At 73.6% G+C, this 12,927-nt stretch carries 14 protein-coding genes and 1 riboswitch; of the genes, 2 read left to right on the top strand and 12 right to left on the bottom strand.

What is annotated here, in order from left to right; genetic code table 11:
- The 10 genes from HUW36_RS14215 to rpe form a co-directional block, all read right to left on the bottom strand.
- On the bottom strand, window positions 1-402 hold a 402-nt coding region (locus HUW36_RS14215), incomplete at its 3' end, for a DMT family transporter (RefSeq protein ID WP_174528599.1).
- A complete protein-coding gene (hisG, locus tag HUW36_RS14210; RefSeq protein ID WP_174528598.1) occupies window positions 399-1,244 on the bottom strand; it encodes an ATP phosphoribosyltransferase in 846 nt (281 codons plus the stop codon). The genes HUW36_RS14215 and hisG, both read right to left, overlap by 4 nt.
- 43 nt (window positions 1,245-1,287) lie before the next feature.
- Entirely contained in the window at window positions 1,288-1,551 is a 264-nt protein-coding gene (locus HUW36_RS14205) for a phosphoribosyl-ATP diphosphatase (protein ID WP_091577978.1), read from the bottom strand.
- Between the two features lie 557 nt (window positions 1,552-2,108).
- A complete protein-coding gene (ribH, locus tag HUW36_RS14200; RefSeq protein WP_174528597.1) occupies window positions 2,109-2,606 on the bottom strand; it encodes a 6,7-dimethyl-8-ribityllumazine synthase in 498 nt (165 codons plus the stop codon).
- 4 nt (window positions 2,607-2,610) lie between these two features.
- A complete protein-coding gene (locus HUW36_RS14195) occupies window positions 2,611-3,876 on the bottom strand; it encodes a bifunctional 3,4-dihydroxy-2-butanone-4-phosphate synthase/GTP cyclohydrolase II (RefSeq protein ID WP_174528596.1) in 1,266 nt (421 codons plus the stop codon).
- A complete protein-coding gene (pnuC, locus tag HUW36_RS14190) occupies window positions 3,873-4,571 on the bottom strand; it encodes a nicotinamide riboside transporter PnuC (RefSeq protein WP_174528595.1) in 699 nt (232 codons plus the stop codon). Before pnuC ends, HUW36_RS14195 begins: the two co-directional genes overlap by 4 nt.
- Window positions 4,568-5,164, bottom strand: coding sequence for a riboflavin synthase (locus HUW36_RS14185; RefSeq protein WP_174528594.1), 597 nt, complete (start codon window positions 5,162-5,164; stop codon window positions 4,568-4,570). The genes pnuC and HUW36_RS14185 overlap by 4 nt, the downstream gene beginning before the upstream one ends.
- Before the next feature lies 1 nt (window position 5,165).
- Window positions 5,166-6,227 carry a bifunctional diaminohydroxyphosphoribosylaminopyrimidine deaminase/5-amino-6-(5-phosphoribosylamino)uracil reductase RibD gene (gene ribD / locus HUW36_RS14180; protein ID WP_174528593.1) on the bottom strand — a complete coding sequence of 354 codons (1,062 nt, stop codon included), beginning with the start codon at window positions 6,225-6,227 and terminating at the stop codon, window positions 5,166-5,168.
- Window positions 6,228-6,397: 170 nt separating this feature from the next.
- Window positions 6,398-6,570: riboswitch (FMN riboswitch) on the bottom strand.
- Window positions 6,571-6,652: 82 nt separating this feature from the next.
- Window positions 6,653-7,609: a GGDEF domain-containing response regulator gene (locus tag HUW36_RS14175; RefSeq protein WP_174528592.1), complete on the bottom strand. Its 957-nt coding sequence runs from the start codon at window positions 7,607-7,609 to the stop codon at window positions 6,653-6,655.
- A gap of 1 nt (window position 7,610) precedes the next feature.
- On the bottom strand, window positions 7,611-8,291 hold the full coding sequence (gene rpe, locus HUW36_RS14170; protein WP_174528591.1) for a ribulose-phosphate 3-epimerase: 681 nt from the start codon (window positions 8,289-8,291) through the stop codon (window positions 7,611-7,613).
- A 262-nt stretch (window positions 8,292-8,553) separates the two neighbouring features.
- On the opposite strand from rpe, the gene HUW36_RS14165 reads away from it, so the two are divergent.
- On the top strand, window positions 8,554-9,441 hold the full coding sequence (locus HUW36_RS14165; protein WP_174528590.1) for a septum formation family protein: 888 nt from the start codon (window positions 8,554-8,556) through the stop codon (window positions 9,439-9,441).
- A 77-nt stretch (window positions 9,442-9,518) separates the two neighbouring features.
- Window positions 9,519-10,409 carry a septum formation family protein gene (locus HUW36_RS14160; RefSeq protein WP_174528589.1) on the top strand — a complete coding sequence of 297 codons (891 nt, stop codon included), beginning with the start codon at window positions 9,519-9,521 and terminating at the stop codon, window positions 10,407-10,409.
- Between the two features lie 43 nt (window positions 10,410-10,452).
- Here HUW36_RS14160 and HUW36_RS14155 read toward each other — a convergent pair whose 3' ends face one another.
- Window positions 10,453-12,201, bottom strand: coding sequence for a M28 family peptidase (locus HUW36_RS14155; RefSeq protein WP_174528588.1), 1,749 nt, complete (start codon window positions 12,199-12,201; stop codon window positions 10,453-10,455).
- 220 nt (window positions 12,202-12,421) lie between these two features.
- A partial coding sequence (locus tag HUW36_RS14150) for an RsmB/NOP family class I SAM-dependent RNA methyltransferase (RefSeq protein ID WP_484502589.1) occupies window positions 12,422-12,927 on the bottom strand: 506 nt, incomplete at its 5' end.

Here is a 12,927-nt window from a genome sequence, read left to right as displayed (position 1 = left end):
CAGCGTGAGCGGCAGCCGCCCGGTGGCGGCCAGTCCGGCCCGGTCCACCGCCAGGCCGCCGAGGCTGCCCCCGGCGACCTGGGCGATCGTGAACACCGCCACCCCGAGCACCGGCACCACCACCGGCGCCACGAGGACGATCACCGCGCCGCCCACCCCGCCCAGGTACGCCCACCAGGGCAGCCCGGAGCGGCGCAGCCCGGCCAGCCCGGCGCGCATCGAGGGCAGCACCGCCAGGCCGGCCAGCACGAGCAGGCAGCCGCCGAGGTTGTTGACCACCGCGCCGAGGACCGGGTCACCGGTCCGCTCCCCCAGTTTCGCGTTGACCACGCCCTGCGCGGCCGAGGCCACGCCACCCAGGACGACGACGGTCAACGCGGCCGGGAGCGGCAGCGGCCTCACAGCCGGCAGGCGTGGATGTTGGTGACCAGGATCGCCCGGGCGCCCAACTCGTACAGCTCGTCCATGATCCGGTGCACGTCGTCGCGGAGCACCATCGCCTGCACCGCGACCCAGCCCTCCCGGTGCAGCGGTGACACGGTGGGCGACTCGATGCCGGGGGTGAGCGAACTGGCCCGGTCGAGCAGGCCGGCCGGCACGTCGTAGGCGAGCATCACGTAGCGGCGGGCGACGAGCACCCCGTGCAGTCGACGTTGGAGCTGCTGCTGCTGGGCGCCGCCGGGCGCGCCGGCCCGGGCGACAAGCACCGCGGAGGAGCGCAGCAGCGGCTCCCCGAAGACGACCAGCCCGGCCTGGCGCAGCGTGGCGCCGGTCTCCACCACGTCGGCGACCACGTCGGCCACGCCGAGGCGGATGGCGTTCTCGACCGCGCCGTCGAGCCGGATCACGTCGGCCTTGACGCCCAGCTCGCCCAGGTGCCGTTCGACCAGACCCGGGTACGCGGTGGCGATCCGGTGCCCGCCGAGCTGCTGGACGGAGGCGACGTCGTCGGGGCGGGCGGCGAACCGGAAGGTGGCCCGGCCGAAGTTGAGGTCGACCACCTCCTCGGCCGGCGCGCCGGAGTCGATCAGCAGGTCGCGCCCGGTGATGCCGACGTCCAGGTCACCGGAGCCGACGTAGGTCGCGATGTCCTTGGGCCGCAGGTAGAAGAACTCGATGTCGTTGGGCTCGTCCCGGCAGACCAGGTCCTTCGGGTCGGTGCGCTGGCGGTAGCCCGCCTCGCGCAGCATCCCGGCGGCCGACTCGGCCAGGGCGCCCTTGTTGGGTACGGCGACACGCAGCATGGGAGTGCTCCTTCGTTCGATCGGATGATCAGCGGACGGGCACTCAGAGATGTCGGTAGACGTCCTTCAGGTCGAGACCGGTGGCCAGCATCAGCACCTGTGCCTGGTAGAGCAGCTGGGAGATCTCCTCCGCGGCCCGTTCCGGGCCCTCGTGCTCGGCCGCCATCCACGACTCGGCCGCCTCCTCGACGACCTTCTTGCCGATGAAGTGCACGCCCTTCGCGAGCGCGTCGACGGTGCCCGAGCCCGGGGTGCCGGCGGCGGCCTTGGCCTGCAGCTCGGCGAACAACTCCTCGAACGTCTTCACGGAAGGCGATTCTTCCAGCCGCCCGCCGAAGCCGGTCGCCCCGGGGTCCACCTGCGGGTCCGCCCGGCCGCCGCCGCGCCCCTCGCCGCCGGGCCCGGCCCGTCCGGCCCGCTTCCCGGGCGACCCGGATCGGCCCTGACCCCGCCTCCTCGGGCGACCCGGATCGACCACGGCCTCCCTCCCCCGGCGGTCCGGATCGCTGTGGGCAGGTGATCGGCGGTGCCTGGGACGGCCGCTTTCCGCTCGCGTGCCGGACCTCCGGCCGCCGGGAGACACGAAGCCCCGGCGCCGCCTGTCGAGCTGATATCAGGAACGACTCAGGCAGGGGTTCCGCCGGCTCGTCACCCGAAGCCGCCTGTCGCCCGCTGTCGACGCTCGCGACCGGCCCGCGCGGGTGCGCCGGGTCCCCGCGAGCCACGCTCTCCTGGCTCGACCGCGAGGGGACGACGGTGTGACCGACGTCCCCGCCGCCAGTTCGGGGAGGTGGCGGCATCCGACGGGGTGCGACACCGCCACCTCGCCGTACTGGAGTCGATCACCGCGGGCCGGCGCGGGGATCAGGCGAAGCCGACGCGGCGGCCGTTGGCGGCGTCGAGACCGCGGATCGCCAGCGCGGCGTCCAGCGCCGCCACCGTGGCCGCCCAACCCTTGTCCTCGGCCGAGCCGGGCAGCCCGGCCCGGTCCCGGGCCTGCTCGATGGTCTCCACCGTGAGCACCCCGTGCGCCACCGGCTTGCCCTCGTCCAGCGCCACCCGGGTCAGCCCCTCGGTGACCGACTGACAGACGTAGTCGAAGTGCGCGGTCGCGCCGCGGACGACGACGCCGAGCGCGACGACCACGTCGTACCGGCGGGCCATGGCCTGGGCCACCACCGGCAGCTCGACCGAACCGGCCACCCGGGCCACCACGGCCCGCGCGCCACACGCCTCGGCGGCGGCCACCGCGCGCTCGACCATGTGGTCGGTCAGGTCGCCGTGCCAGCGGGCCGCCACCACGCCGACGGTCATGCCGGCGGCGTCCACCGCGGTCACGCCCGGCTCTCCGAAACCCGCCATCGTCCTACGCTCCGATCTCGTCACCGGCGACCGGCCGGCCCATCGGGGCCTCGGTCGCCTCGTCCAGCCCGTCCAGGAGGTGACCCATCCGGTCCCGCTTGGTACGCAGGTAGCGCACGTTCTCCGGGTTGGACCGCACCGGCATGCCCTCCCGGCCGGTCACGGTGAGGCCGTATCCCTCCAGGCCGGCCCGCTTGGCCGGGTTGTTGGTCAGCAGCCGCATCGAGCGGACGCCGACGTCGTACAGGATCTGCGCGCCGGTGCCGTAGTCCCGCGCGTCGGCCGGCAGGCCCAGGTCGAGGTTCGCGTCCACCGTGTCGCGCCCCTGGTCCTGGAGCTGGTACGCCTGGAGCTTGTGCAGCAGGCCGATGCCGCGCCCCTCGTGGCCGCGGACGTAGAGGACCACCCCGCGTCCCTCCTCGGCGACCCGGGCCAGGGCGGCCTGCAACTGCGGTCCGCAGTCGCAGCGCAGCGAGCCGAACACGTCTCCGGTGAGGCACTCCGAGTGCACCCGGACCAGCACGTCCCGCCCGTCGCCGAGGTCGCCCATGACCAACGCGACGTGCTCGGCCGAGTCGTGCTCGGCGCGGTAGCCGAGCGCCCGGAAGACCCCGTACGGGGTGGGCATCCGCGCCTCGGCGGCCAGCTCGACCTGCTTCTCGGTGCGTCGCCGGTACGCGATCAGGTCGGCGATGGTCACCAGCGTCAGCCCATGCTCGGCGCAGAACTTCTCCAGGTCCGGCAGGCGCATCATGGTGCCGTCGTCGTTGACCAGCTCGCAGAGCACCCCGGCGGGGCGCAGCCCGGCCAGTCGGGTCAGGTCCACCGCCGCCTCGGTGTGCCCGGCCCGGCGCAGCACCCCGCCCGCCCGGGCGCGCAGCGGCACCACGTGGCCGGGGCGGGCCAGGTCGGTCGGGTCGGTTCCGGCGTCGGCCAGCAGGCGGATGGTGTGCGACCGGTCCGCGGCCGAGATGCCGGTGCTCACGCCCTCGCGGGCGTCCACCGTCACCGTGTACGCGGTGCCGCGCCGGTCCTGGTTGGTGTGGTGCATCGGCGGCAGGTCCAGCCGGTCGCACTCGTCCTCGGTCAGCGGCACGCAGATGTAGCCGGAGGTGTAGCGGACCATGAACGCGACGAGCTCCGGCGTGGCCAGCTCGGCCGCGAAGATCAGGTCGCCCTCGTTCTCCCGGTCCTCGTCGTCGACCACCACCACGGGTCGCCCGGCGGCGATGTCCGCCACCGCCTGCTCGATGGAACCGAACGTGGTCATGCCACGACCTCCGAGTACGTCGCCGGGATACGGGTGCGGGCGGCCGTGACGGCCCGGGAGGTGCGCCACCAGCTGTACAGGCCGGCGGCGCAGAACGCGCCGTAGACCAGGTACATGGCGGCCGACGGGTAGAAGCCGCCGCGCAACAGCAGCGGTACGCCCACCGCGTCCACGGCGATCCAGATCAGCCAGAACTCCACCCAGCCGCGCGCCATGCCGTACGTGGCGAGCAGGCTGCCGACCAGGATCCAGGCGTCCGGCAGCGGGCCCCAGGAGCCGAGCGCGGCCAGCACCGGGTACGCGGCGGCCGTGCCGACGGCCGCGACCACGAGCAGGCCGAGCCGCTCCCGCCAGGTGGCCCAGCGCGGCACCACGGCCGGTTCGTCGCCGCCCCCGGCGCGGCGGTTGCGCGACCAGCGCCACCAGCCGTACACGCTCACCGCGAAGAAGAAGACCTGGCGGCCGGCCTGGCCGTAGAGGTCGTGCGCCTGCGGGGTGGCGAAGACGCCGCCGAGGAAGACGGTGAACAGCAGCGCGTTGCCGATCATGCCGACCGGCCAGGCCCACACCACCCGGCGCAACCCGAGCAATGCCGAGGCGAGCCCGAAGACGTTGCCGACGATCTCCCGCACCAGCACCGGCGAGCCGGCGACGTGCACCTGGGCGTCGAGCATCCAGCCGAGCGGGCCCGTCACCGGGCACCGCCCATCAGCCGCTCGACGTACTTGGCCAGCACGTCGACCTCCAGGTTGACCGGATCGCCGACCCGCTTCGTGCCGAGCACGGTGAGCTTCAGCGTGGTCGGGATCAGGCCGACCGAGAACCAGTCGTCGCCCACCTCGGCGACGGTCAGGGACACGCCGTCGACGGTGATCGAACCCTTCTCCACCACGTAGCGGGACAGCTCGGCCGGCAGCCGGAACCGGACCGTCTCCCACTGCGCGGCCGGCTCCCGGCCGACGACCTCGCCGACGCCGTCGACGTGCCCCTGCACCAGGTGCCCGCCGAGTCGGCTGTTCAGCGCGGCGGCCCGCTCCAGGTTGACCGGGTCGCCGGGGCGCAACGCGCCGAGCGCGGTGCGCCGCAGCGTCTTGCCCATCACGTCGGCGGTGAACACACCGCCGTCGACGTCGACCACGGTCAGACAGACACCGTTGACCGCGATCGAGTCGCCGTGCCGCGCGTCCGAGGTGACCAACGGGCCGCGGATGGCGACCAGCGCCGAGTCGTCCCCGGTCTCGGTGCTCCGGACGATCTCGCCCAGCTCCTCGACGATGCCGGTGAACATGTCAGGCCTCCCTCTTCCGGGGCAGCGCGGTGATCCGCAGGTCGGGACCGACCCGCGTAACGTCGGTGATCTCCAGATCGATGGCGTCGGCGATGGTGCTCACGCCGGCGTCGAGCAGCGCGGTCGGGCCGGCGCCGAGCAACTTCGGCGCGACGTACCCGACGATCCGGTCGACCAGGCCGGCGGCCAGGAACGCGCCGGCGAGCGTGGGGCCGCCCTCCAGCAGCGCGGCGCGTACCCCCCGGTGGTGCAGTTCGGCGAGCAGCGCCGTCAGGTCGACCCGGCCGTCCGGGCCGGCGCCGACCTCCGCCGCGGTGGCCACCCAGGTCCGGGCCGCGCCGTCGCGGACCCGGGCGTCGGCCGGGGTACGTCCCGAGCTGTCCACCACGACCCGCAGCGGCTGGCGGATGGCGAGCGTGCCGTCGCGCAGGTTGCGGGCGGTCAGGCGGGGGTCGTCGGCGAGCACGGTGCCGACCCCGGCGAGCACCGCGTCGACGGTGCCGCGCAGGGCGTGCACGTCGGTGCGGGCCGCCTCCGAGGTGATCCACATGCTGGTGCCGTCGGCGGCGGCGGAGCGCCCGTCGAGCGTGGCCGCGTACTTCCAGATCAGGTACGGCCAGCCGCGGCGCATCGAGGTGAGCCAGGCGATGTTGCCCGCCTCGGCCTCCTCGGTGCGTACCCCGAGGGTGACCTCGATCCCGGCGGCGCGCAGGGTGGCCGCGCCGCCGGAGGCCACCGGGTTCGGGTCGGGCACGGCGACCACCACCCGCGACACGCCGGCGGCGATGAGCGCGTGACTGCAGGGGCCGGTGCGGCCGGTGTGGTCGCAGGGTTCGAGCGTGACGACCGCGGTGCCGCCCCGGGCGCGCCTGCCGGCCTGCGCCAGCGCGACGATCTCGGCGTGCGGCCCGCCGGCGTACGCGTGGAAGCCCTCGCCGACGATCTCGCCGTCGGGGTCGAGCAGCACGCATCCGACGACCGGGTTGGGGCTGGTCGCGCCGAGGCCTCGGGCGGCCAGCGCGACGGCACGACGCATCGCCTCGTCGACGGAGACGCTCGCCATGGCCTGCCCTGCCCTCCCGCTCGCCGGTCACGCGCGGCGGGTTCGGGAGGGGCGGCACGGATGCCGCGCACACGCGGCGGCGGAGAGACCCGGGGACGGCGACGCCGACCCCGGGGAGCCCACGCGGCGGCTGAGGGTGCTCAGCGGCCGCCAGGGACCTCCCCCGTTCCGCGCGCTGTCTCCCATCCGGACTTTCTGGGGGCGGACGAGCCGCACCCCAACCGTCGGCCCCGGATTCTCACCAGGTCCACCGTCCGGCCGAAGCCGTCCGGGTCGCGGGCTTACCACGGTCGGACCGTGGATCACCGCCGGTTCGGAATTTCACCGAGCCCCGCCAGCGCGTGGTGGGTACACCGGAAGTCTTACACGTTCGGCGGCGGCGCGCGCCACAGAGGCGAGCTACCTCACAGCCGCGGGGGTCAGGTTCAGGTGACACCCCGGCGGCGGTCGACCGCCACGTACGAGCCGGGCTGGCTCTTGGCCACCGTCTTCATCTCCGAGGCCACCGCGATCGCCTCCAGCGGATCGGTGAACCGCTTGCCGCTGTCGGACAGCGACACCCCGATGGAGAGGGTGACCAGGGCGGCCCGGCGGATGTTGCCGCGGCGGTCCTTCAACTCGACGAAGCCGCGTTCCCGGTCGATCGGGTCGTAGAGCCCGTCCGCGGCCTTCTCGAAGTCCTCCACCGCCCGGAAGGTCAGCGGCCGGACCTGTTCGGGCGCGCAGACGATGACGAAGTCGTCGCCGCCGACGTGGCCGAGGAAGGCCGGCGGCAGGCCGATCGACACCACCGCGCGGTGCAGGCTGCGGGCCAGCGCGGAGATGAACTCGTCGCCGCGGACGAAGCCGTACCGGTCGTTGACGCTCTTGAACCGGTCGATGTCGATGTAGCCGACCGCGTAGTCGACCCCGCCGCGCACCCGGTCGCTGATCTCCCGCCGGATGCGGCTGTTGCCGGGCAGGCCGGTCAGCGGGGACACCTCCCGGAACTCCTTGTTGCGGCGCAGCGTGGAGCTGACCCGGGCGACCAGCTCGGCGGTGTCGAACGGCTTGACCAGGTAGTCGTCGGCGCCCGCGCTGAGACCGTTGACCTTGTCCGAGGTCATCCCCTTGGCGGTCAGCATGATCACCGGCAGCGCCGAGGTCATCGGGTCGGCGCGCAGCCGGCGGGTCAGCTCCAGCCCGTCGATGCGCGGCATCATCAGGTCGACCACGGCCAGGTCCGGCCGGGCCCGCTCGATGACCTCCAGCGCCTCCTGGCCGTCCCCGGCGTGCAGCACCTCGAAGCCGTGCAGGCGCAGGTTGAACTCGACGAAGCGGGCGATGTCCTCGTCGTCGTCGACGACCAGGATCACGTCGGGTCGGTCGTCGGCCGGGTCCATCTCAGGCCTCGGTCATCGCACGTTCCGCCAGGCCCCGCAGGCGGCGTACCGCCTCGGCCGGGTCGTCGGCGCCGTAGACCGCGGTACCGGCGACGAACGCGTCGGCGCCGGCCGCGGCAGCCTGCTCGATGGTGTCCGCGGCGATGCCGCCGTCCACCTCGATGCGCAGTTCCAGGTGCCCGGTGTCGACGTGCCGGCGGGCGGCGCGCACCTTGTCCAGCAGCTGCGGCAGGAAGCGCTGGCCGCCGAAACCCGCCTTGATCGTCATGATCAGCAGCGTGTCGAAGCTGGGCAGCAGCTCCAGGTACGGCTCGATCGGGGTGTCCCGGTCGATCGCCAGCCCCGCCTTCGCGCCGGCCGAGCGCAGGTCCTTGGCCAGCGCCACCGGGTCGTCGCACGCCTCGGCGTGGAACGTGACGTTGTACGCGCCGGCGTCGGCGTACCCGGGGGCCCAGCGACGCGGATCCTCGATCATGAGGTGCACGTCGAACGGGATCTGGGTCACCGCGCGCAGGCTCTGCACCACCGGCAGCCCGATGGTCAGGTTGGGCACGAAGTGGTTGTCCATGACGTCCACGTGCAGCCAGTCGGCGGCGGACTCCACGGCGCGGACCTCGTCGGCGAGGCGGGCGAAATCGGCGGCCAGGATGCTGGGCGCGACGATCGGCGGCGGTACGGTCACGGGGCCAGTGTACGAACGTGGCCACCCGCCGTCCGCAGCGCGGCACCGATGGGGACAGGCGGTGACCCGTCGGTCACCCGTGGTGCACCATCGACCCGGCCGGACCGGAAATCGATACGAATAGTCGTCGGTGACTGGCCGATCGATTGAAAGATGACGAAACTCCTACAGGGACGGTCACGTATGCTGCACGCCCGGGGCGCGGGGACGCCGCACGGGCCCGCGGCGACCGGCTGTCATCTCTCCGGCGAAGGGGCGGACGATGCGACGGTGGCTCCACACGCTCGCGCTGGCCGGTGCGGTGACGACGGTGCTCGCCGGCTGCCTCCCGGCGCACCGGGCCGACGGGGACCTCGTCGACGACTGGGCGGCGTTGCCGGCACCCCAGCTGTTCGTCCCGGCCACCGACGCCTGCCTGCCCCGGCTCACCGCCGTGGTGCAGGCCGCCACGTACGAGACGGTGAACTGCGCGGGTAGTCACCTGGCCGAGGCGGTGCACGTCGGCACGTTCACCGGCCCGGCGGCGGCCGGCGCCCGCCCGGAGCCCGGCTCCCCGGCGCTGCGCGTCGCGCGCACCGAGTGCGACCAGCAGGCCCGGGAGATGATCGGCGGAGACTGGCACGCGGCAAGGCTCACGCTGAACATCGCGTTGCCCCCGGCCACCGCCTGGGTCGCCGGCGCGCGCTGGTTCCGCTGCGACCTGGCCGAGACCGACAGCATCGACAACACCCGGCCGGTCAACCGGACCGGCAGCCTGCGCGGCGCCCTGGTCGGCGACAACCCGCTGGTGCACCGCTGCTTCGACCCGAAACTGATCGGGCAGAACCTCAACTACATGGCGCCGGTGCTCTGCACCGAGCCGCACCGGGCCGAGTTCGTGGGCGTCTACTCCGAACGCGACGTGAGCTGGGCGGAGTTCACCCGGGCCGCGCCCTCGGTGCACCGGCGCTGCATGACGCTCATCGCCGCCTTCGCGAACGTGCCGAACAACGCCGACCTGCCGTACCGGGCCGGGTCCATCTTCTACCCGCCGTCGCAGCGGGAGTGGGAGGAGGGCGACCGCGGGGTGCGCTGTTTCCTGTGGAGCGACGACCGGAAGCTGACCAGGTCCATGCGCGGGGCCGGCCCCGAGGGACTGCCGGTCATCTGAGCCTCGGTGCCGTATGCTGCGTCGCCGAGGCGTACCGGTCGGCCGGGCGGCTCCGGACGGCGGGGAGGTCGGTCGCGATGCGGCGATGGTGGGCGGTGGTCGCCGCGGGGGCGGCGGCGGTGCTGGCGCTCGGCGGCTGCGGCGCGCCGGCCGGGGTGGACCGCGACCTGGCCGACGACTGGCCCGCGTTCGCCGCGCCCGTGGGTTTCGTGCCGAAGGCCGACGTCTGTCACCCGACCGTCGCCGACGTCGGCTACCTCAGCGGCTACCAGCCGGTCGACTGCGCCACCACGCACCGGGCCGAGACGCTGCACGTCGGAACGCTGACCGGCCCGGAGGCCGCTCGCTCCGCGCCACCGCGCGGCGGGTCCGCCGGCCTGCGCGCCGCCCACGCCGACTGCGCCCGGCAGGTCACCCGGGCCGTCGGCGCGGACTGGCGGTCGGGGCGGTTGCAGCTCTCCGTGGTCTTCCCCTCGGCCTCGGCCTGGTCCGGCGGGGCCCGCTGGTACCGCTGCGACGTCGCCGAGGTCAACGACCTGGACGACGGCACGGTGACCGAGCGTCAGGGCAGCCTGCGCGCCGCCCTGAAGCCCGGTTCGCCGCTGGCGCTGGGCTGCTTCAACCCCAAGCTGGTCAAGGACGACATCGAGGCGATGCGGCCGGTCGCCTGCACCGCGAAGCACCACGCCGAGTTCGTCGGGGTCTGGCAGGCGCCGGACATCAGCTACGCGGAGTTCCAGCGCACCTCGCTGCGGGCGCACAAGGGGTGCCGGGGACTGATCGCGAAGTACGCCAAGGTGCCGAACGACGGCAACATGCAGTACCGGGCCGGCACCATCATCTACCACCCGTACGAGGAGCAGTGGCGCGACGGTGACCGGGGCGTGCAGTGCTTCCTCTGGGTCTCCGACCGCACGCTGACCCGGTCGGTCCGGGGCGCCGGGGCCAAGGCGCTGCCGGTCACCTGAGCCCGGGGGCGGGGCGGGCGTCGACCCACCCCGCCCGGGGCGCTCAGCCGACCTGGAGCGTCACGTCGTCCAGGACGAAGCTGGTCTGCAGCGAGGCGTCCTCGACGCCGGTCCACTTGAGCGTGACGCTCTGGCCGGCGTACGCGGCGAGGTTGAAGGTGCGCTGGGTGTAGCCGGTGGCCTTGTTCAGGTTCGAGTAGGTCGCCAGCGTGGTCGACCCGACCTGCACGGTCAGCTTGTCGTACGCGGTCGAGGTGGTCGTCTCGGCCGAGTCGATGTGCAGCCAGAAGGACAGCGTGTAGCTGGTGCAGCCGGCCGGCAGGGTGACCGACTGGCTCAGCGTGTCGGTGTGCGAGGAGCCGTACCCGTCCAGCCACGCCTTGTACGAGCCGGTGCGGGCCGCCTGGCCGGAGTCGTTGGTGATCACGCCCGAGCTGGCCGTCCACGGCGTGCTGCCCGACTCGAAGCTGCTGTTGCCGATGAGCTGCCCGCCGGTGCAGCCGCCGCCGGAACCGGTCACGGTGAGCGTGTAGCTGGCGGTGCGGGTGGCCGAGCCGGTGCCGGTCACGGTGAGCGTGAACGTGCCGGTGGTCGCCGACGCGGAGGCGGTCACCGTCATGGTGGCGGAGCCGCCCGAGGTGACCGAGGACGGGCTGAAGGCGACCGTGACCCCGCTGGGGGCGCCGCTGGCCGACAGCGTCACCGTCTGGGCGCTGCCGGAGGTGGTGGCGGTGCTGACGGTGGCGGTGGTGGAGCCGCCCCGGGCGACGCTGCCGGAGGTGGGGCTCACCGCGACCGAGAAGTCGTTGGTCGGGGTGCCGCCGCCGACCGCGAGCTGCCAGATGGCGTACGCCACGCCGTCCGCGCTGCGGTTGAGGATGGTCGTGTTGATGTTGCTGGTGGTGTCGCAGGAGCGGTGGTAGCAGCCGTCGTACGCCGCGCCCGACGTGCCGCCCCACTTGCTGGCCTGCGCCGCGGTCTTGGTGTAGCTGGCGCCCGCCGCGTATCCGGAGGTCTGGATGCCGGCGTTGGCGAACGAGTAGTCGTCGGAGCGGCCCTGGCCCTCGGTGTTCTCCTCCGGCTGGATGCCGAACGAGTCCCAGTACGCCTTCAGCGGCGCCGCGGTGGCCGAGGTGATCCGGTTGATGAAGTAGCCGCCGTTGGGCGAGCCGACCATGTCGAAGTTGTAGTAGCCCTTGATGTAGCCCCGCTGGGTGGAGCTGAGCTGGTTGACGTAGTACTTCGAGCCCTGCAGGCCCTGCTCCTCGCCGTTCCACCAGGCGAACCGGACCCGCTTGGTCATCGTCGGGTTCTGCGCGGCGAGCACCAGGGCGTTCTCCAGCAGGGTGGCCGAGCCGGAGCCGTTGTCGTTGATGCCCGGGCCGGCCGAGACGCTGTCCAGGTGGGCGCCGAACATGACGACCTGGTCGGCCGGGCCCTGCGGCCACTCGGCGATCAGGTTGCTGCCCGGGTAGGTGCAGGTGGTGCAGTTCTGCTCGGTGACCGTGTAGCCGGCCGCCTGGAGCTTGCCCTTGACGTAGCTGACCGACGCGGCGTAGCCGGCCGAGCCGGCCCGCCGGTTGCCGCCGTTGCTGCTGGCGATGGAGTTGAACTGGGTGAGGTGGGCCTGGACGTTGGCCAGGGACACGTCCGGCGCGGCGAGCGCGGCGACGGCGGCCGCCGGGGCGGGCGCGGGGGCGGGGGCGGCGGAGGCGGTGCCGGCCAGGCTCGCCGTCGTCAGGGTGGCGACGAGGGCGAGCGCGAGGCTCGTGGTCGGCGTGCTGCGTCTCATGGAGACTCCTCATGGGGGTCGGCGGGCGGGGGTGACGGGTCGACCGATGATCGGAACAGTTACATGTATCGATCGCACAGTCAACGGGGTGTCACATCCCACCAACCCCCTACCGCTCCCGGGATGCCTCTGCCCTCGCCGCCGTCGCGCCGATCGAGGGGCCCGCGTCGGGAATCCGACGCGAACCCCTCGATCGATACAGCGGAGGGCGCGGTGCCGGTCAGCCTCGGCGGAGGACGGCCAGGAACATGGCGTCGGTGCCGTGGCGGTGCGGCCAGAGCTGCACCGTCGGGCCGTCACCCAGGCCCGGCATCCCGGCCGGCAGCAGCGGCCGGGCGTCGACGAAGTCGACAGGCAGACCGCAGCGCCGGGACGCCTCGGTCACCGTCACGTGCGTCTCCACCACGTGCGGCGAGCAGGTCACGTACGCGACCACGCCGCCCGGACGGACCGCCCGCAGCGCGGCGGTGAGCAGCTCGCGTTGCAGGCGGGTCAGTGGCGGCAGGTCCGCCGGCTGGCGACGCCAGCGCGACTCCGGCCGCCGGCGCAGCGACCCCAACCCGGTGCAGGGCGCGTCGACGAGCACCCGGTCGAAGTGCCCCTCCGGCAGCTTCGGATCGTCGCCGACACTGCGCCCGTCGGTGTGCAGCACGGTGACCGGCAGCCCGCGGGTGGCCTGGGCGACCAGGCGGGCCCGGTGCTCGGCCACCTCGACCGCGGTCAACC

The organism is Micromonospora maritima, assembly GCF_902825405.1.
GTDB lineage: Bacteria > Actinomycetota > Actinomycetes > Mycobacteriales > Micromonosporaceae > Micromonospora > Micromonospora maritima.
This window is presented reverse-complemented; position numbering and strand designations above follow the sequence as displayed.